Below are 19,263 nucleotides of genomic sequence, written 5' to 3' on the forward strand. Positions count from 1 at the left end.
GAGCGGTGCGATGACGACGATTGCCGGAAAGCGCGTAAGTAACCGCAAGACAGCCCTGCTGGCGGCGCTGGTGGCGGTGGCGATGCTCGGCCTCGGCTTCGCGGCGGTCCCGCTCTACCGCCTATTCTGTCAGGTTACCGGCTTCGGCGGCACTACCCAGCGCGTCGACGCCGCTGAGGCCGCAAAGGCGGTCTCGCTGCAGACGCAGGGCCGGCAGCTGTCGATTCGGTTCGACTCGAATATCCGCGGCGGCATTCCGTGGGAATTCTATCCCGAGAAGCGCCGCGTGACCGTGGGCGTCGGTGGCAAGTCGATGGCGATCTTCATCGCCAAGAACACCTCGAATAAGCCGGTCACCGGGCGCGCCGTGTTCAACGTGACGCCCGAATATGTCGGCAAATATTTCAGCAAGGTGCAGTGCTTCTGCTTCACGGAGCAAACCTTGCAGCCGGGGCAGCAGGTGCGGATGCCCGTGCTGTTCTACGTCGACAAGGCGTTCCTTGATGATTCTGACGGCAAGGACGTCCAGGAAATCACGTTGAGTTACACATTCTATCCGGTTGAGAAGCCGGACGACCAGAGCTAAAGAAGCGCGCAAACGAGCGTTCGGATAAAGCGCTTAGATACAGGGAATACGATATGGCCGGCGCCAAGAATCACGATTATCACATTCTCCCCGCCAGTTTCTGGCCGTTGATGGGCTCGATGTCGGCCCTGGTGATGGCGCTGGGTGCCGTTGCCTGGATGCACCCCTCTGAAATGGGCAGCTGGGGCGGCGCGGGCTTCTTCCTGGGTCTGGCCGGCGTACTCGCCACCATGTTCTTCTGGTGGGCGGATGTCATTCGGGAGGCGCATGCCGGCGATCACACGCCTGTCGTGCAGCTTCACCTGCGCTACGGCATGATCCTGTTCATCGCGTCGGAAGTCATGTTCTTCGTGGGCTGGTTCTGGGCGTTCTTCGATTTCAGCCTCTTCCCGACGGCCCTGCCGCCGATTGACGGCCTGTTCCCGTCCGAGGGCATTGAGGTTCTCAATCCCTTCGAACTGCCGCTCCTCAACACGCTGATCCTGCTCTGCTCGGGCACCACCATCACCTGGGCGCACCACGCGATCATCCACGGCGACCGGGACGGCCTGAAGAAGGGCCTGTGGCTCACGATCATCCTCGGTATCGTCTTCACCTGCGTGCAGGCCTATGAATATGCTCACGCACCCTTCGCCTTCGGCACGACGCCCTATGGCTCGGCCTTCTACATGGCGACCGGCTTCCACGGCTTCCACGTTCTGGTCGGCACGATCTTCCTGATCGTCTGCCAGGTGCGGGCCTATAAGGGTCACTTCACGCCGCGCCAGCACTTCGGCTTCGAGGCGGCGGCCTGGTACTGGCACTTCGTCGACGTGGTGTGGCTGTTCCTGTTCGTCTCCATCTATGTGTGGGGCGGCTGGGGAGCTCCGATGCACGCGGGCTGATCGGCCGGGGAGCACGGCATGTGCGGCGCCAAGGCCCATGCTCGCTCCTCATTTATCGATAGCAAAGGCGACGCGCGGAAAGCCCTTCCGCGCGTCGCTTCGTTTCCGGCATGCGGCATTTGCGAAGGACAGGTTGGATGAGCGAGACTAAGCCCGCAGAGGCGCAAAAGGCTGCCGCGGTCACACCGGCTTATCTGGTCCAGGCGAGCGTCAAGGCCCGCTGCCCACGCTGCGGCGTGGGGCCGCTGTTCGATGGCTGGGTGCGATTCGCGCCGCGCTGCCGGGCCTGCGGGCTGGATCTGGCCGCGTTCAATGTCGGGGATGGCCCTGCGGCCTTCCTCATTCTGATCGTCGGCGGGCTGGTCACGGCGCTGGCTCTGATGGTCCAACTGGCCGCCGATCCGCCATTCTGGGTGCATATCCTGCTCTGGGTGCCGCTCACCTCCGCGCTGGTCATAGGCTGTCTGCGCCTGTCCAAGGCAGCACTGCTGATCATCGAATATCGCAACAAGGCGCGCGAGGGGCGCATTGCCGATGCGCGTCAGCCGGGCGAGGGCACGCCATGAGCCGCCGCGTGCCGCTGGTGCCGACCGTGCTGGTCGGCCTCGCCGTCGCCGTGATGATCGCGCTGGGCATCTGGCAGATCGGTCGCGCCCAGCAGAAGGAGGCCGCGCTGGATGCCTGGCGCGCGAATCTGCATCTGCCGCTCACGGCCTATCCCCGGCAGAACCCCACCGATCAAAGCTACATGTTCCGCCGTCTCGCGGCCCAGTGCCTGCGCGTGGTCGATTGGCAGGTGATCGGCGGTCGGGCGCGCAGCGGCGAGACCGGATGGCGGCACATCGCTTATTGCGCGACCGGTGCCGAAGGGCCGGGGCTTGTGGTGGACATGGGCGTGAGCGTGCGACCGGACGGCAAGACCGACTGGCAGGGCGGCCCGGTGACTGGCACAGCCACCCATGAGCCGGACAATTCCTCACTGATGGCCCGGGTGCAGGGCGAGGCATCGCCCTTGCGGCTGATGATCGTCGCGGAGGAGCCGGCGCCCGGCCTGCTCGCCTCCGCGCCGCCCGATCCATCGTCGGTGCCCAATAATCACCGCTCCTACGCGGTGCAGTGGTTCCTGTTCGCCACGATCGCGCTGGTGATTTATGCGCTCGCCCTGCGCAAGCGCTGGCGGGGCGAACCGCGCGAGGGTTAATCCACTCCGTTGCGCTACGGCAGCCACAAGGCTAAGGGCCGGTCATGCAATATGTGAGCACCAGGGGGCGCGCGGCTGCGCTGGATTTCGAGGGCGCAACGCTGGCAGGGCTGGCGAGCGATGGCGGGCTGTATCTGCCCGAGCATTGGCCCAGCTTTTCCGCCGACGAGCTGGAGGCCATGCGCGGCCTCTCCTATGTCGAGACTGCCGTTCGCGTCATTCGCCCGTTCGTGGGCGATTGCCTGAGCGAAGACGAACTGCGCGAACTGTGCACGCAGGCTTATGGCCGCTTCTCCCACGCCGCGGTGACACCGCTGGTGCAGCTCGATCATCAGCACTGGCTGCTTGAGCTCTTCCATGGGCCGACGCTGGCGTTCAAGGACGTTGCGCTGCAGATGCTCGGCCTGCTGTTCGAGAAGTTCCTCAGCCGCCGCGATACCCATCTGACCATCGTCGGCGCGACGTCGGGAGACACCGGCTCGGCGGCGATCGATGCCGTTGCGGGCCGTGCGAAGATCGACATCTTCATGCTCCATCCCGCAGATCGCGTGTCCGACGTGCAGCGCCGGCAGATGACGACGGTGCTGGCGCCGAACGTCCACAACATCGCCATCGAGGGCAGCTTTGACGATGCGCAGGCACTGGTGAAGCGCATGTTCAACGATGCCGAGTTCGCCGGCCGCTTCGATCTGTCGGCCGTGAACAGCATCAACTGGGCGCGACTCGTGGCGCAGGTGGTCTATTATATCTATGTCGGCGTGCGCCTCGGCGCGCCGCATCGGCAGGTTGCCTTTTCGGTGCCGACCGGCAATTTCGGCGACGTGTTTGCCGGCTATGTCGCAGCGCGCATGGGACTTCCCATCGAGCGGCTGATCGTCGCCACTAATGTGAACGACATTCTCCACCGGGCGCTCTCGCAGGGCGACTACAGCCAGGAAGGCGTCGTGCCGACGGCCACGCCCAGCATGGACATTCAGGTCTCCTCTAATTTCGAGCGGCTGCTGTTCGATCTTGGCGGGCGCGATGGTCTGGCGCTGGCCGAGCAGATGAAGGGATTCGAGGCGACAAAGGCCATGCGCCTGACGAACGCGCAGCGCGACGGGGCGTCCAAGCTCTTCTCGTCCGCGCGCGTCGATGGCGACGACATGTCGCGGGCGATGCGTTGGGCTTATGATGCGGCCTCTCAGGTCATCGATCCGCACAGCGCGGTCGGCCTCGCGGCGGCCCATGCCGTGCCGCTCGATCCGTCCGTGCCGGTGGTGACGCTGGCGACGGCGCATCCCGCCAAGTTCCGCGATGCCGTGGAACGCGCCACCGGCGTGCGTCCCTCGCTGCCGTCACGCGTGGGCGATCTGTTCGGGCGCGAGGAGCGCTATGTGACGCTGCCCGGTACGTTCGAGGCGGTGACCGAATATATCGCGGAACGCGCCACGCCGCGCCGTGGGTAGGACGTCCTTTCTGAAGCCCCTCCTCTTTAGAGGAGGGGTTGGGGTGGTGTCGGCTACGTCGGCTCCAGAGCGCTGCGCGAGCGATGCTCTGCGTCGCCCCTACCCCCCGACCCCTCCCCTGAAGGGGAGGGGATAGATGTCTATAACCCTGCCACCCGCCCTCCCACTCACCACAATGGTCGGCGAGCCCTGGGGCGATTACGGCCTCATCGATAGCGGCGCCGGCCGCAAGCTGGAGCGCTACGGCCCCTATCGTTTCATCCGCCCGGAGCCGCAGGCGATGTGGCAGCCGGCGCAGGCCGACTGGGATGCGCATGGCAGCTTCATTCCGGCATCGGACGAGGATGGCGGCGGGCGCTGGCATTTCGACAAGCCCGTGCCGCGTGATGGCTGGCCGCTACGCTGGGAGGAGGCGCGCTTTCAGGCAAGCTGCACGCCCTTTCGCCATCTCGGCTTCTTCCCGGACATGGCGCCGGTCTGGCAATGGGCACGCGAGCGGCTGCACGGCGTTGAAGCGCCCCATTTCCTCAACCTGTTCGGCTATACCGGCGTCGGCACGCTGGCCCTGTCCGCCACCGGGGCGCAGTGCGTGCATGTCGATGCCTCGAAGAAGTCGGTGGCACAGGCGCGTGCCAATGCGGCGCTCTCCGGCATGGAGAGCAATCCGGTCCGCTGGATCATCGACGATGCCGCCAAATTCGTGGCACGCGAGGTGCGGCGGGAGCGGCGTTATCATGGCATCCTGCTCGATCCGCCCAAATATGGCCGGGGGCCGGATGGCGAGATCTGGCGGCTTGAGGAAGACCTGCCCGGCCTGATCGCCGATTGCCGCCGCTTGCTGGATGGCGAGAGCCGCTTCCTGTTCCTCACGGTCTACGCCGTGCGCATGTCCGCCCTGGCAATCGGTGAACTGCTCCGCGCGCATCTGGGCGATCTGCCAGGACGGATCGAATGCGGCGAGCTGGCCGTGCGGGAGGAGGCACGGGGGCTGCTGCTCCCCACCGCAATCTGGGCGCGCTGGACGCGGGACTGAGGGGCTTTCGGGGGGAGGGGTTCGCTCGTAGAGTCAGCGCACCGCAAGCGCCTGCGTAAAACTGCCCACCTTTCCGTTCGGGTCGAGCGAAGTCGAGACACGTCTAGCGCTGTGCTTGGTGTCTCGACTTCGCTCGACACGAACGGGGAAGAGGGAAGGCCTGGTATGCCGCGCCCCTCAATCCCGCCTACCTAATCCCGTCCCGCCCTTAGCGCCGCGCCGCCGGCCACCGGCGCCACCACACACAGTAACAGCGAGCAGGCCGCGACCAGCTTGAGGGCGCTGTCGCCGCCAAATTGCAGGGCGCCGGCACCGAAGATCAGGATCGGCACCGCCAGCGGCAGCACCAGCAGGCCGGTCAGTGCGCCGCTGCCCCGCAGGCCGGCGGTGAGTGCTGCCACCAGCAGGGCGAGCGCGGCAAGGCCGGGGGTGCCGAGCGCTAGGCCGATCATCACCAGCCGCAGCATCTCCGGCTCCAGCTTGAGCAGGGCCCCGGCCGGCAGCGCGGCGATCAGCAGCGGCGGGCCGAAGCTCAGCCAATGCGCGACGCCCTTGGCGAACAGGATCGTGCCTTCCCCCACGCCGCGCAGCACGAGCTGGTCGATCACGCCGCTGTCGCGGTCCGGCTCGATCAGCCGGTCGATGGGCAGCAGGCTGGCCAGCAGTGCCGCGACCCATAGCAGTCCTCCGCCGGTCTGGCTGAGCAGCGTGGCATTGGGGCCGACCGCGAAGGGAAACAGCGCGGCAATCAGCAGCAGAAAGGCGAGCGGCAGCCAGATGCCGCCACTTCGCCAGGCCCGGCCAAGGTCGCGCAGGATGATCGGGCCGATCATGCGTCGCGCTCCTCGCCCGCATCCGGGGCCGGCGCATGAAGGTTGATCACCGCATCCTGCGTCCACGCGAGCGGCATGTGCGAGGCCGCGAGCACGAGGCCGCCGCGCGCACGGTGCTCGTCGACCAGGGTGCCGAGTTGCGCGGCCGAGGCGACGTCGAGGCCATTGGCGGGCTCATCCAGCAGCCAGATCGGCGCCGCGGTAATCAGCGTGCGGGCCAGCGCGGCGCGCTTGCGCTGGCCGGTGGAGAGCATCCGCACCGGAATATCGCGCAGATGTGCAATGGCGAGGTCATCGAGCGCGGCGTCGATGCGCGCGAATGGCGCCTCATCCACCTTGGCCCAGAAGGCGAGGGCGTCGTGCACCGTGCGGTCCCGGTCCAGCGCATCGAGCTCGTCGGTCAGCGCCACGGCGCCCTCGCAGGTCACGGTGCCCGCAAAGGGCCGCAGGAGCCCGGCAATGATGCGCAGCAGGCTCGATTTGCCGATGCCGTTCGGGCCGGCGATCTGGGCGCTGCCGCCCGCCGTCAGGCTGAGATTGACGCCGGCGAACAGCAGCCGTCCCCCGCGCAGGCAGGCGACATCCTCCAGCCGGAGCGCCGCGCCGCTCATGGCTTGACGGTCCATGGGCGCGCGGATGAGAAGAGGCCACTCGAAAAGGAGACCGCCATGCCAAGGATCGCCCGTCTCTCCGATGAGGAGCGCGCGCAAGCGCTCAGCACCGTCCCGGCCTGGCGGCTGTCGGATGATGCCAGCGGCATTTCGCGCAGCCTGCGGTTCGATGATTTCGTCGCCGCCTTCGGGTTCATGAGCAAGGTCGCCCTGCTGGCCGAACGCGCCGATCATCACCCGGAATGGTCGAACGTCTACAATCGCGTGGATATCCGCCTGACCACCCATGATGCCGGGGGGCTGAGTGCGCGCGATATTGCCCTCGCCAAGGCGATCGACGCGCTGTTCTGACGGGAAGGGGGCGGGGGGCGCGGCGCATCAGAAGACCGGGGTGTTATAATGATGCCAGGCCATCAGCGCCATGGCACTGCGATGCGGGCGCCAGGCTTCGGCCAGCGCGCGGGTTTCGCGTTCGGCCGGGCGCGCATCGAGGCCCATGATCTGCCCCACCGCGATCTGCACGGCGAGGTCGCCCGCCGGCCAGATGTCCCTGCGGCCTTCCGCGAACAGCAGATAGATTTCCGCAGACCAGCGGCCGATGCCCTTGATCCGCACGAGCGCTGCAATGGCCTCCTCATCATCTTGCGGCAGCGCGTGGAGATCCACCCCGCCGCTGACCACCAGTTCCGCGAGGCTACGGGCATAGCCCTGCTTCTGGCGGGAGAGGCCGCAGGCGCGCAGCGTCTCGAAATCCTGCGCCAGCAGGGCATCGGGCGCGCAGCCGGCGCCGAGTGCGGCCTCCAGTTTGCTCCATACGGAGGCTGCCGCAGCAACGCTCACCTGCTGGCCGACGATGGTGCGCAGCAGCGTTTCGTAACCCGGCTCGCGCTGGCGGGACGGGGGGTAACCGAGCCGCTCGATCAACGCCGCGATCGCGGGCTGATCTGCCGCCAGCGCATCCAGCGAAGTCCGCAATGCGGCATCATCGAGCATGGTTCGTCCCAGGATAAAGAGCGGCGCGCGTCGCCGGGTTGATTTCTGTCCAGCAGCCCCTCATAGCGAGCCAAACCATGGTTTGGAGATAAAAATGCCGCAATTGACGGTTGTGACACGGGACGGCGCGCGCCACGAGATCGAGGCCCAGAATGGCCACACGGTCATGGAAGTGATCCGCGACAACGGAATCGACGAACTGCTGGCCATTTGTGGCGGCTGCTGTTCCTGCGCAACCTGCCATGTCTATGTGGACGAGGCTTATGCGGACAAGCTCCCGCCGCTCAAGGGCGACGAGGACGATCTGCTCGACAGCTCCGAGCATCGCAATGCCTCCAGCCGCCTCTCCTGCCAGATCCCGGTCAGCCCGGAGCTTGAGGGCATGGTCGTCACGATCGCGCCGGAAGACTGAGCGCTTTGGCCCGGTGCGCGCCAGGGGGCGCCCGCCGGGTCTAGTTATCCACCCGGGTCCAGACCTGTGATCGGCAGCCGATGCGGCCGATCAGGCAGCCTTGCGCGCTCAGCGTCCGCTCGTTGACCAGGGTGATGGTGCCGGAAAAGGTCTTGCCGATATCCGGTACGAACACCTTGCCCCGCCAGACATTCTCCTTCTCGGGCACGAAGCCGCTGAACAGGCGCGCGCCGATCAGATTGTCCACCCCGCCCTTGCGCGCATCCGCGCGGGCTTTTTCGCTGGCTTGAATCACCGTCCCGCACATCGCCGTGCCACAGCGATGCGCGCGCACCTGCACGCTGCGCTGCGGATTGGTCCAGATGCCGAGCGATTCGCTTTCCGCCGCGAGGGCTGTGCTGGTGCCCAGAGCGGCGCTTGCGATCAGCAGCCCAAGGCTTGCGTGCAACCTCATGGCAACGGCGCCACGCGCAGCACGGCCATCGGTGAATCCTTGGTAGCTGGGGTGACCTTCCAGACGATCCGTCTTTGTCCATCCTTCATGGTTTCGGCGCCTTCTTCCTGATTCTGGCTCACGATCTCTGCCGATGTGGTCAGCGTGAACGTGCCGTCCAGCAGCCCGCCAGGGCTCTCACGACCGCTCGCCGTGCCCATCGGTAGGGCGGCGGCATCGCTATCATTGGCAAAGCCGGGAGCCTTCACGCGCACGCGATCCTTGCCGCGCAGTTCTATGGCGAGGAAGGGCAGCACGACTTCCCCATCCGGGTTGAACGGGAAAACGAAGCCATGGTCGAGCCGGCCGCTGATCCGGTAATCGATGGCCAGCTTGCGGTCGCCGATGTAGCGGGCGGAGCGGTAGCCATATTCCTTGCTCAGCGCCTCGGCGAGACGCCGGAGTTGCGCTTCATCGTCGGCATCGGCATCGTCCGCAGTCCCGCTCTTGCTTTGCGGCTGGCTGGCGATCTTGAACATCTGCGCATCGTCCGTCGCGGCATCGGTGGCGTCGTCGTCTGCGGCATTGTCTTCATCCAGCAGCCCGTCGGTCATGTCGGACGGACTGCTCTTGAGAAGCTGCACCTCACCCACATAAGCGAAGGTGAAGCTGCGGTCGGCCTTGATATCGAGCGTCGCCGCGAATCGCGTCGGCACGAGCAGGCAGCTCGAAAGCAGCAGGGGCGCGATCAGCACCAGCAGCCAGCGCGTCATCATCGCCCGGTTCTTCAATCGCTCATCCCCCGCGAGGCACGGCGCCAGGCTTGCGCCTAGCGCGTCATGCAGGCGTATAGCGCGATTGCCGCGGCGTTGGAAACGTTGAGGCTCTCCATGCGCGGGCTGATCGGCAGGCGAGCGACCATGTCGCAGTGATTGACGCTGTTCAGGCGCAGACCTTCACCTTCGGCGCCCAGCACAAGCGCGACGCGGGTGGTATTGTCCAGCGCACCCGCGATCGTATCGCGTGCGTCGCCATCGAGCGCGATGCGCCAATAGCCGGCTTCGGCGATTTCATCGAGCGCGCGGGCGAGGTTCACCACCCGTACCCAAGGCACAATTTCCAGCGCGCCGGCTGCCGCGCGCGCGATCACGCCCGATTCGGGCGGCGCATGGCGGTCCTGCGTCACAATGCCCAGTGCATTGAAGGCCGCGGCCGAGCGCAGGATCGCGCCGACATTGTGCGGGTCGGTCACCTGATCGAGCACCAGGATCGGCCGGCGTGCCTGTTCATCCGGCACGCCCTGTTCCAGCAGATCGCCCAGCCAGATGTCCTCCAGCGCTTCCACCTCGGCCACAAGGCCTTGATGCGGCGCGTCGCCCGGCACCATGCGGCCCAGATCCGCCACGTCCGAATAGACGATCGGCAGCACCGGCGGCAGATCGAGCGCGGCCAATGCCTCGCGCGTGCCCCAGATTTTGCGAATCACCCGCTCCGGATTGGCGAGCGCAGCCGTGATGGCGTGGCGCCCATAGAGCCTCGGATACCCGCCTTTCGGCTTTCCTGTTCTGTGTCCCCGTTTCATGCGTGCGCTTTTCCACACCATGGCATTGACAGGCAAGGCCCCATTCGCCATTGAGCCGCCTCCAATCCGTTTGACGGCCCCGCCGTCCGGGTCAGGCGCCTCTGGAAGGGTGGCCGAGTGGTTAAAGGCAGCAGACTGTAAATCTGCCCGCGTGAGCGTACGCTGGTTCGAATCCAGCCCCTTCCACCATCTCCCATGATGATCAGTTGAAACCGCGTCCCCGGGACGGAAGCCTGAATCAGCGCAATCGGTCGATTGCATTGTCCGTTGGCCCGCTTATCCGGCGCGGACCATCCGAGCCCATAAATCGTCAGCGGGTGGCGGGTGGCAGTCCGTCATTTGCGAATCCCGGCAGCTTGCCGATCTGGTCGGCGGGCAGATCGAGCCCGGATTCGATGCGTTGGAGCAGCATCGAGAAGAAGTCATAGCCTTCCCGCACCTTGTCCTCGGAGACGTCCTCAAGCAAATGCGCGCGCAGGCTGGCGGCTATTTCGAGCATATGGGCCAGCGTCTGATAGCCCTCGGCCGTCAGGCGCATCAGCTTGTTGCGCCGGTCGCTGGGGTCGGGCAGGCGTTCCACCAGCCCTTCGGCTTCCAGCAGGTCCAGCGTGCGGGTCAGCGTGGGGCCTTCGATCCCGACGCGCTTGGCGATCTGGATCTGGGTCGTGCCGGGCGGTGCATAGGCGATGGAGGACATCGCCTCCATGCGCGATGCGCTTTGGCCGATATCCCGCAGCTTCTCATCGACCAGCGCGCGCCAGCGACGGGCCAGCATCACAATGGTGATGGTCAGCGCCATGTCCGGGGAAGGATAGCCCGATTTCGGTGGCAGAACCTTGCCGAAGATTTCAGCTTCGCTGCCTGCCGTCTTGGGAGCGCTTTTCATGCGATGCCGTTCCTTCGTTACCTTGCCGGAAGGGCGCGATCGCCCAAAAAAGTCGCAAAAATCTCTGCGATCCGCAAAATTAGTTTGCGCGTGAGCAATGTGCAACCGCCCGCGCGAACTGCCTTGTCTGCAACCGTTCAGGGGTGCGCCGGGAGGCAAGTAGGCGTGGCGGACGCCCAGTGCGCCCGCCGCGCCCTCGTCAAAAGCGCAACCGCGCGCCGAGGAAGAAGCGCCGGCCAAGCACATCGTAGGTACTCGGGTCCGTGACACCGGATTGCGAAGAGCCTCCCTGCGCGAGCGTGCCCGCTCGCACGCCGAGGCGCGGGGGCTGCTTGTCGAACAGATTGTCCACGCCGAACCGCAACTCGACGGTGGATGTCGCCGCGATCCGCCCTGAGAGATCGAAGATGTCATAGGCGGGGATTGGGAGTTCGGTCGCCGTCGTGCTGGTCGCGTAGGTGAAGTAGCGAACCTTGGGCAGATGACGCCATGTCAGGCTGATCGCACCTGGGCCAAAATTATAGGCGACATTGGTCGACAGCTTCCATTTGAACTGCGCACTATACTGGTTGCTGCCGATGGTATCGCGATAGTCGGCCGTCGGCCCGCCCGGCAAGCTCTGGACGTCGAACTTGTCGAGATAGTTGAACGCGATATTGGTGGTGAACGATCCCTCATCCCCGAACAGCCCGGGCGCCGGGACGGTCCAGTTGAGATTGGCATCGATGCCTGCGGTGTGGATTTTACCCAGATTCTCGAAGAAGGCGCGGGTCGCCGACCAGAAGCCACTTTGCGGCTCACGGATGATCCGGGTGCAGAACTCGTTGCCGGGATCGTAAGTGGGATTGCTCGTCCCATCGAAGTTGAAGCACTGGCGGTAGACATAATCGGTCGACAGGGTCGAGACGGCGCCTGCGATCTTGATATTATAATAGTCGACCGAGAGGGTCAGGCGACTGAGCCATGGGGAATCCCGCCATGGCGAGCGGATGACCATGCCGGCCGTGAAGGTGCGGGCTTCCTCGGACTTGAGATTTGGGTTGCCCAATGTGACATCTCGCCCGAGCGGGAACAGCTGCGGCTGATTGCCCACGAAATCCGGACCGATCGGAAAGCCGCCTGAGATCGCGGAGCAGAGTGCCAGAACCTGCGCGCGATCCGGATTGTCAGCGCGATTGCCATAGCCCGGATAAGCCGAATTGTTGGCGTGGGTCGCGCACGGATCGCCGCCGGGCCAGTTGACCACGGTGTAGATGCCCGGCTGGAAGATTTCCGCGATGTTCGGTGCGCGATTGGCCACCTGATAACCGCCGCGAAACTTCAGCCAGTCATTCACGTCCCAGTCGCCAATGACTTTCCATGTGCCGACCGAGCCTGCCGTGTTGTAGCTCGAATGACGATAGCCCGCATTGAGGTTCAGTGCCTGAACGAAGGGCAGATCGGACAGAAGCGGAATGAGGACCTCGCCGTAAAAATCCTTGACGAAGATCTTGCCTTCCGTTCGTGAGACGCCGGGCAGGCTGATGACGCCGCTGTTGATCGTCTGCGCGTTGAGCGGGCCGCTGGGCTCATAGAAGAAGTTGTTCTCGCGATAGGACGCGCCGGCCGCAAAGCGCACTTCACCGGCTGGCAGGTCGAACAGTCCACCCTGGAAATTCACTTCCGCCTGGGTCTGCCCGACGACCGTCTCAGCCTTGATGTTTGCTTGGATCAGGTCCTGGCAGTCCTGCGAGACCGGGGCGGTGGTGAACGGATTGAGACCGCTCGTGCAGCTTGCGGACATGCCGAGACTGGGGTGCAGGAAGGTTGTTCCGGCGCCGTAGTTCGGAAGGCCGATCAAGGTTTGATAAGCGTCCAGATCGATGAAGTTCTCATAGCGCGTAACTTGCGAACTCCTGCCGTGACCGCCGAAGACATCGAACGTCCAGTCACCAATGCCCACATTGCCGCGGAAGCCGCCGATCACCTCATAATTATAGGTGTTCGTTTCGGTGCGCGAGGGGCCCATGAACGTCATCGATTGATTGAGCGACCATGGCGCATTCGGGCGAGCGCGGCTGCGTAGGATGTCGCAGAGGTCCTGCGGCACAGGGTGGCCCACCGCCGCGCCACATGTCGCGGCGTCGAACGTGATACCGGCGTTCAGTTGACTAAACGCCGTGGCATAGGTGGATTGGGTCTGGACGTTGTTCTGGTCGAACTTGGCCTGAACATAGGCCGTAATGTCATCCGTGATGTCGTAATGCGCGCTGCCGAAGAAGGAGATTCGCCGCAGCGGCAACTGGAGATAGCCTTCCTTGCTGACGAAGGAGGCATTGCCGTTCTCCAGGATTTTCACATTGGGGTCGGTGCCGTTGTAATTGGGTGCGGGCGCACCAGTCACGCGGCCGACGACGCCCGAGAAGATCGTGGCATCGAGCGGATTGGCGGCCTTGTTGAAGAAGAAGCTGGTCGACAGGCCCGGCCCGGCAATCGCGACTTCCCCCGGCGCGAAGCCGTAGCGCGCAAACACCTGATTGACGGCCGCCTGGGACGGGTTGCCGGCTGGTGCACCGAAGTCGAAGCCGGCCACCACGCCCGGTACGCCGGTCGTATTCGTGCGCGGCGTAACGCCGAAGCTGCTGCCGAAGAAGACCGCGCCGCCGCTGCTGGCGGGATCGGTATAACCGGCCTGATAGAAGGGCCGATCCGCCTGATAGATGATGTCGCGGTCCTGATAGGTCACCCCCAGCATGGCGTTGCCGCGTCCATCGGCGAAATTGCCACCAACAAGGGCGGATATCTCGAACTGCCGTCCATCGCCACGTTCGCTGATTCCCATGCTGGTATCGATCGTGACGCCGGAATAGTCGCGCTTGAGCTTGAAATTGACGACGCCGGCAACGGCATCCGCGCCATAGGTCGCGCCCGCGCCGCCGGTGATGACCTCCACGCTGTCGAGCGCCGCCTTCGGAATGGTGTTGATGTCGACCACCAGTGTCGCATTGGCCGGCTGGGTGCGCCGTCCATCCAGGAGGACCAGCGTTCGATTGGCGCCGATGCCGCGCAGGTCGAGCGTCGCGATACCGGGGCTGTTGGTCGGTGTGGCCTGCACGTCAGATCCGGCTAGGCCGGTCAGGCCGGCGCCGCCGCGACCGGTCGCGCCGACGCCGCCGGTGAACTGCGGCATTTCCTTCAGCCCCTGGTCGATGCTGAGATCCGATGAGGACTGCAAGGTGTCGCTGGTCACGGTGGTCAGCGGCGTCGCTGAGGTATAATCGCGGCGCACGATCCGCGATCCGGTGATGACGATCGCCTGCGTTTCCTGCGCGTCCGCCTCGGTGGACTGGGCCTTTGCCGGGCTTGGCGCGTTGAAGGCAAAGGCGAGCGCCGTACAACTCACCAGGGCACGCGCCGTCCATCTGTCAGTTCGTGGGTTCATCAGTCTTCCTCCCCTGCGTCGCGCGAGCCATTCGCGCAGCGTGGTCGTCTCTCGAGGAAGAGTGAGCGGCGTGGATACGCGTCATCGTGCGCAGGAACATCGAATGAGCGAACGCCATCTGCCTGCGCGGACCTATGTCGCGCAGCCATATCCTCCCCGTCTGCGTCGCCGACTCGAAAGGTCAGCTTCAAATCAATGCTATTCAAATAAATGCAGACGGCAACTACTAAGATTCAATCGAATTTGAGCCTGATCCTATCCAGCCGTTCTGGGAAAAGCATTGAAAGCAAGGCTGGCGCATGCGTGCGTCTGTGTTATCGATGGGTGATTCCGCGACGCGGCATGAATCGAAAAGGGGCAGGGCTAATGGCGAGCAGAGACAGCAGGTCGGACAAGGCGCTTCAGATGCGGATTGTCGACGCGCTGGTCCACCGGATTGGCAAGGATAGTCAAGCCGCGCTGCCGCACGACTGGCTTGCCGCGACAATCTATACCCTGCGCGACGAAATCATCGAGCGGTGGATGGAATCGTCCAAGGCGGCTCATGCTGCAGGTGCGAAGAGAGTCTATTATCTCAGCCTCGAGTTCTTGATCGGGCGACTGCTGCGCGACGCGCTGAGCAATCTCGGCGTGGTCGAGGAGGTGCGTGCTGCGCTGGCCGAACATGGCGTGGACCTGGACGAGATCGTGGAGATCGAACCGGATGCTGCGCTGGGCAATGGCGGCCTCGGACGCCTCGCTGCCTGCTTCATGGAGAGCCTCGCAACGCTCGACATCCCCGCTTATGGCTATGGCATCCGCTATGTGAACGGCATGTTCCGCCAGCGCATCGATGATGGCTGGCAGGTCGAGCTGCCGGAAAACTGGCTGGCGCACGGTAATCCATGGGAGTTCGAGCGGCGGGAGAGCGCCTATCGCGTGGGCTTTGGTGGCGAAGTCGTCGGCGATGTCGATGGGCGCGTCGAATGGCATCCGGCCGAGAAGGTCATCGCCATGGCGGTCGACACCCCCGTGGTCGGCTGGCGCGGACGTCGCGTCAACACGCTGCGGCTGTGGAATGCCTTCCCGGTCGATCCGCTGCGGCTCGATGCCTTCAATGCCGGCGATCATGCCGGCGCGCTGGCCGAGCAGGTGCGCGCCGAAAGCTTGGTGCGCGTGCTCTATCCGGCGGATTCGACGCAGGCCGGGCAGGAACTGCGCCTGCGCCAGGAGTATTTCTTCTCGTCGGCCTCCATTCAGGACATTGTGCGGCGACACATGCAATATCATGGCGACATCCGCACACTGCCGGACAAGGTCGCCATCCAGCTCAATGATACCCATCCGGCGGTGTCCGTCGCGGAACTGATGCGCCTGTTGATGGACGATCACGGGCTGGAACTGGCTGAGGCGTGGACCATCACGCGCGCCACGTTCGGCTATACCAACCACACTCTGCTGCCCGAGGCGCTGGAGAGCTGGCCGCTGCCGCTATTCGAGCGGATGCTGCCCCGGCATATGCAGATCGTCTACGCCATCAATGCGCTGGTGCTGCGTGAGGCGCGGGCCAGCAAGCAGCTCGACAATGCAGCCATCTCCGCCATTTCCGTGATCGACGAAAATGGCGAACGCCGCGTGCGCATGGCCAATCTCGCCTTTGCTGGCGCGCACAGCGTCAATGGCGTCGCGGCACTGCATACCGAGCTGATGAAGCAGACCGTCTTTGCCGATCTGCACCGGCTCTACCCGGACCGGATCAATAACAAGACCAATGGCGTGACCCCGCGGCGCTGGCTGCTGGAGTGCAATCCCGGCCTCACCGCGCTCATTCGCGAGACGATCGGCGATGGGTTCATGGACGATGCCGAGAAGCTCCACGAGCTGAACCGGTTCGCTGATGATGCGGCGCTCGGCGAGCGGCTGGGCGCCATCAAGCGCGCCAACAAGGAGGCGCTCACGCAGCATCTGCGCGAGCATATGGGTATCCGCCTTGATCCCTCCGCGCTGTTCGATGTGCAGATCAAGCGCATCCACGAATATAAGCGCCAGCTCCTCAATCTCATCGAAACGGTGGCGCTGTACGATCAGATCCGCAGCCATCCGGAGATCGACTGGGTACCGCGCGTCAAGATTTTCGGCGGCAAGGCAGCGCCCAGCTACCATAATGCCAAGCTCATCATCAAACTGGCCAATGACATTGCCCGGCGGATCAACAGCGACCCCTCGGTGGGCGGGCTGCTCAAGGTCGTTTTCGTGCCGAACTACAATGTGAGCCTGGCCGAGAAGATTATCCCCGCGGCCGACCTCTCCGAGCAGATTTCCACCGCCGGCATGGAGGCATCCGGCACCGGCAACATGAAGTTCGCGCTCAATGGCGCGCTGACCATCGGCACGCTCGATGGCGCCAATATCGAGATCAAGGATCGGGTAGGCGATGACAATATCGTCATTTTCGGTCTGACGGCGGATGAAGTCGCGCACCAGCGGGCCAATGGGTATAATCCGCGCCAGATCATCGAGGAGTCGCGCGAGTTGCAGCAGGCGGTGTCAGCGATTGCCTCGGGCGTCTTCTCGCCGGACGACCCCAATCGCTATGTCGAACTCATCGGTGGGCTGTATGACCATGACTGGTTCATGGTCGCTGCCGATTTCGAGAGCTACAGCCAGGCCCAGCGCGCTGTCGATGCGCGCTGGTCGAACCCGGCCGGTTGGCAAAGCGCAGCGCTGCGGAACATTGCGAACGTTGGATGGTTCTCCTCAGACCGCACCATCGCGGAATATGCCAAAGACATCTGGGGAGTTATGTGAAGCCGCCCAAAGCGGCCCTTGAAGCCTTGCTGGCTGGCACCCATGCCGACCCCTTTTCGCTGCTCGGGCCGCACGAAGGGCCGACCGGCATATTCGTGCGCGCTGTGGTGCCGGGGGCTGAGCAGGTGGACGTGCATGACCTGGCCGGAGCGCGGCTGGGCACGCTGGAGCGCGTCGATGCGCGCGGTCTGTTCGAAGGCGCAGTGTCGGGACCGCGTCAGCCCTTGCGCTATCGTGCGAAGGGGCAGGGGGCCGAGTGGACAATCACGGACCCGTACAGCTTTGGGCCGGTCTTGGGCCCGCTTGACGATCTGCTGATCGGGGAAGGCACACACTTCCGATTGTTCGACAAGCTTGGCGCGCATCTCATTGAACATGAAGGCGCAAGTGGCGTCCACTTTGCCGTCTGGGCGCCCAATGCACAGCGCGTGGCGCTGGTCGGCGACTTTAATGATTGGAACGGCCAACGCCATGTGATGCGCCGCCGCAGCGACAATGGCGTGTGGGAAATCTTCATGCCCGGCCTCGGGGCGTGGGAGGCGTATAAATATTTGATCGTCGGGCCGGACGGCACGGTCCAGCCGCTCAAGGCCGATCCGTTCGCCTTCGCCTCCGAACTTCGGCCGAAAACCGCGTCGATGACCTTCTCTCCTGCCAAGCCGGACTGGGGGGATGCCGCCCACCGCGCGCATTGGGCCTCGGTCGATCCGCGCCGTGTGCCGGTGAGCATCTACGAGGTTCACCCCGGGTCTTGGCGACGGGATGAGGACGGCTGGTTCCTGTCATGGGACCGGATGGCCGAGGAGCTGATCCCCTATGTCGCGGACATGGGCTTCACGCACATCGAGTTCCTGCCGGTTTCCGAGCATCCCTATGACCCGAGTTGGGGCTACCAGACCACTGGTCTTTATGCGCCTTCGGCCCGCTTTGGTGATCCGGCCGGCTTTGCACGCTTTGTCGATGGCGCCCACCGCGCCGGCCTTGGCGTGCTGCTCGACTGGGTGCCCGCGCATTTCCCGATCGATGCGCACGGGCTGGCCCGCTTCGACGGCACGGCGCTCTACGAGCATGAAGATCCGCGCCAGGGCTTCCACCCCGACTGGAATACGGCGATCTACAATTTCGGGCGGCGCGAGGTGGCGAGCTTCCTCGTCAACAATGCTCTGTTTTGGGCCGAGCGCTACCATGTCGACGGATTAAGGGTCGATGCCGTCGCCTCGATGCTCCACCGCGACTATAGCCGCGAGCCGGGCGCATGGGTGCCCAACGCGGAGGGCGGGCGCGAGAACTGGGAGGCCGCAGCCTTCCTCCAGACCATGAACAAGGCGATCTACGGCGCCCATCCCGGCATCATGACGATTGCCGAGGAATCCACCACATGGCCGGGCGTTACCCATCCCGTGCATGACAATGGCCTGGGTTTCGGGTTCAAGTGGAACATGGGCTTCATGAACGATACGCTTAGTTACATGGCGCGCGATCCGATCCACCGGCGCTATCATCATGAAGAAATCACCTTCGGGCTGACCTACGCCTATACCGAGAATTTCGTGCTGCCGCTCAGCCATGACGAGGTGGTCCACGGCAAGGGCTCGCTGCTCAACAAGATGGCCGGCGATGATTGGCAGAAATTCGCCAATCTGCGCGCTTATTATGCCTTCATGTGGGGCTACCCCGGCAAGAAGCTGCTGTTCATGGGGCAGGAGTTCGCGCAGCGCCGGGAGTGGAGCGAAGCGCGCGCGCTCGACTGGGAGCTAATTGACGCGCCTGCCCATGCCGGCATCCGGACGCTCATTCGTGATCTCAATGGCTTGTATCGCTCTCTTCCCGCACTGTATCAGCGCGATTGCGAGGGCGAGGGCTTTGAATGGCTGATCGTGGACGATCGCGAGAATTCGGTGTTCGCCTGGGTCCGCAAGGCACCCGGCGAGGCGCCTGTCGCGGTGATCGCGAACATGACGCCGGTGGTGCATTATGATTATCGCGTGCCGCTGCCGCATGATGGCGTCTGGCAGGAGGTGATGAACACCGATGCCGCGATCTATGGGGGCAGCGGTGTCGGTAATTTGGGTGCGGTGCAGGCCGAGAAAGGCGTGGCCAGGATGACCTTGCCGCCGCTCGCCACGATCATGCTGCACGGAGAAGATTGAGGC

General features: G+C 64.4%; 18 protein-coding genes and 1 tRNA gene. 11 read left to right on the plus strand and 8 right to left on the minus strand.

Annotated elements, in window-relative coordinates; all coding sequences use genetic code 11:
- Positions 1-10: 10 nt before the first annotated feature.
- The 6 genes from M2342_RS06395 to M2342_RS06420 all read left to right on the plus strand — a co-directional run bounded on the left by M2342_RS06395 (position 11) and on the right by M2342_RS06420 (position 5,152).
- Complete coding sequence (locus M2342_RS06395; protein ID WP_264578474.1) at positions 11-586, plus strand: cytochrome c oxidase assembly protein; 576 nt, start codon at positions 11-13, stop codon at positions 584-586.
- Positions 587-639: 53 nt separating this feature from the next.
- Entirely contained in the window at positions 640-1,470 is an 831-nt protein-coding gene (locus tag M2342_RS06400; RefSeq protein WP_181560186.1) for a cytochrome c oxidase subunit 3, read from the plus strand.
- 137 nt (positions 1,471-1,607) lie between these two features.
- On the plus strand, positions 1,608-2,036 hold the full coding sequence (locus M2342_RS06405; RefSeq protein WP_264578475.1) for a DUF983 domain-containing protein: 429 nt from the start codon (positions 1,608-1,610) through the stop codon (positions 2,034-2,036).
- A complete protein-coding gene (locus M2342_RS06410; RefSeq protein WP_264578476.1) occupies positions 2,033-2,671 on the plus strand; it encodes an SURF1 family protein in 639 nt (212 codons plus the stop codon). The genes M2342_RS06405 and M2342_RS06410 overlap by 4 nt, the downstream gene beginning before the upstream one ends.
- Positions 2,672-2,715: 44 nt before the next feature.
- On the plus strand, positions 2,716-4,119 hold the full coding sequence (gene thrC / locus M2342_RS06415) for a threonine synthase (RefSeq protein ID WP_264573255.1): 1,404 nt from the start codon (positions 2,716-2,718) through the stop codon (positions 4,117-4,119).
- 136 nt (positions 4,120-4,255) lie between these two features.
- A complete protein-coding gene (locus M2342_RS06420) occupies positions 4,256-5,152 on the plus strand; it encodes a class I SAM-dependent methyltransferase (protein WP_264578477.1) in 897 nt (298 codons plus the stop codon).
- Between the two features lie 191 nt (positions 5,153-5,343).
- Here the strand turns inward: M2342_RS06420 and M2342_RS06425 are convergent, their stop codons facing one another.
- Both M2342_RS06425 and ccmA read right to left on the minus strand, forming a co-directional pair.
- Positions 5,344-5,985, minus strand: coding sequence for a heme exporter protein CcmB (locus M2342_RS06425; RefSeq protein ID WP_264570854.1), 642 nt, complete (start codon positions 5,983-5,985; stop codon positions 5,344-5,346).
- On the minus strand, positions 5,982-6,596 hold the full coding sequence (gene ccmA, locus M2342_RS06430; protein ID WP_264580005.1) for a heme ABC exporter ATP-binding protein CcmA: 615 nt from the start codon (positions 6,594-6,596) through the stop codon (positions 5,982-5,984). Before ccmA ends, M2342_RS06425 begins: the two co-directional genes overlap by 4 nt.
- 57 nt (positions 6,597-6,653) lie before the next feature.
- On the opposite strand from ccmA, the gene M2342_RS06435 reads away from it, so the two are divergent.
- Positions 6,654-6,947 (plus strand): 4a-hydroxytetrahydrobiopterin dehydratase, encoded by a 294-nt coding sequence (locus tag M2342_RS06435; RefSeq protein WP_264578478.1) that lies wholly within the window; start codon positions 6,654-6,656, stop codon positions 6,945-6,947.
- 27 nt (positions 6,948-6,974) lie between these two features.
- Here M2342_RS06435 and M2342_RS06440 read toward each other — a convergent pair whose 3' ends face one another.
- Complete coding sequence (locus M2342_RS06440) at positions 6,975-7,589, minus strand: DNA-3-methyladenine glycosylase family protein (RefSeq protein ID WP_264578479.1); 615 nt, start codon at positions 7,587-7,589, stop codon at positions 6,975-6,977.
- 94 nt (positions 7,590-7,683) lie between these two features.
- On the opposite strand from M2342_RS06440, the gene M2342_RS06445 reads away from it, so the two are divergent.
- Positions 7,684-8,001, plus strand: coding sequence for a 2Fe-2S iron-sulfur cluster-binding protein (locus M2342_RS06445; protein ID WP_264570850.1), 318 nt, complete (start codon positions 7,684-7,686; stop codon positions 7,999-8,001).
- A gap of 40 nt (positions 8,002-8,041) precedes the next feature.
- Here the strand turns inward: M2342_RS06445 and M2342_RS06450 are convergent, their stop codons facing one another.
- Genes M2342_RS06450 through M2342_RS06460 form a run of 3 tightly spaced genes read right to left on the minus strand, consistent with a single transcriptional unit; the run spans position 8,042 to position 10,016 of the window.
- Positions 8,042-8,455, minus strand: coding sequence for a DUF2147 domain-containing protein (locus M2342_RS06450; protein ID WP_264578480.1), 414 nt, complete (start codon positions 8,453-8,455; stop codon positions 8,042-8,044).
- On the minus strand, positions 8,452-9,210 hold the full coding sequence (locus tag M2342_RS06455) for a hypothetical protein (protein ID WP_264578481.1): 759 nt from the start codon (positions 9,208-9,210) through the stop codon (positions 8,452-8,454). Before M2342_RS06455 ends, M2342_RS06450 begins: the two co-directional genes overlap by 4 nt.
- A gap of 53 nt (positions 9,211-9,263) precedes the next feature.
- Positions 9,264-10,016 carry a TrmH family RNA methyltransferase gene (locus M2342_RS06460; RefSeq protein WP_181560175.1) on the minus strand — a complete coding sequence of 251 codons (753 nt, stop codon included), beginning with the start codon at positions 10,014-10,016 and terminating at the stop codon, positions 9,264-9,266.
- A gap of 103 nt (positions 10,017-10,119) precedes the next feature.
- On the opposite strand from M2342_RS06460, the gene M2342_RS06465 reads away from it, so the two are divergent.
- A tRNA-Tyr gene (locus M2342_RS06465) sits at positions 10,120-10,205 on the plus strand.
- 121 nt (positions 10,206-10,326) lie between these two features.
- On the opposite strand, the gene M2342_RS06470 is transcribed toward M2342_RS06465, so the two are convergent.
- The gene (locus tag M2342_RS06470; RefSeq protein ID WP_264578482.1) at positions 10,327-10,902 is read right to left on the minus strand and encodes a MarR family winged helix-turn-helix transcriptional regulator; all 576 of its coding nucleotides are present in this window, start codon (positions 10,900-10,902) and stop codon (positions 10,327-10,329) included.
- 199 nt (positions 10,903-11,101) lie between these two features.
- Complete coding sequence (locus M2342_RS06475) at positions 11,102-14,323, minus strand: TonB-dependent receptor plug domain-containing protein (protein WP_264578483.1); 3,222 nt, start codon at positions 14,321-14,323, stop codon at positions 11,102-11,104.
- 366 nt (positions 14,324-14,689) lie between these two features.
- On the opposite strand from M2342_RS06475, the gene M2342_RS06480 reads away from it, so the two are divergent.
- Together M2342_RS06480 and glgB are read left to right on the plus strand one after the other, a co-directional pair.
- On the plus strand, positions 14,690-17,110 hold the full coding sequence (locus M2342_RS06480) for a glycogen/starch/alpha-glucan phosphorylase (RefSeq protein WP_264578484.1): 2,421 nt from the start codon (positions 14,690-14,692) through the stop codon (positions 17,108-17,110).
- Positions 17,107-19,260: a 1,4-alpha-glucan branching protein GlgB gene (gene glgB / locus M2342_RS06485; protein WP_264578485.1), complete on the plus strand. Its 2,154-nt coding sequence runs from the start codon at positions 17,107-17,109 to the stop codon at positions 19,258-19,260. Before M2342_RS06480 ends, glgB begins: the two co-directional genes overlap by 4 nt.
- Positions 19,261-19,263 lie beyond the last annotated feature (3 nt).

It is taken from the genome of Sphingobium sp. B8D3A (genome assembly GCF_025961995.1).
Classification (GTDB): domain Bacteria; phylum Pseudomonadota; class Alphaproteobacteria; order Sphingomonadales; family Sphingomonadaceae; genus Sphingobium.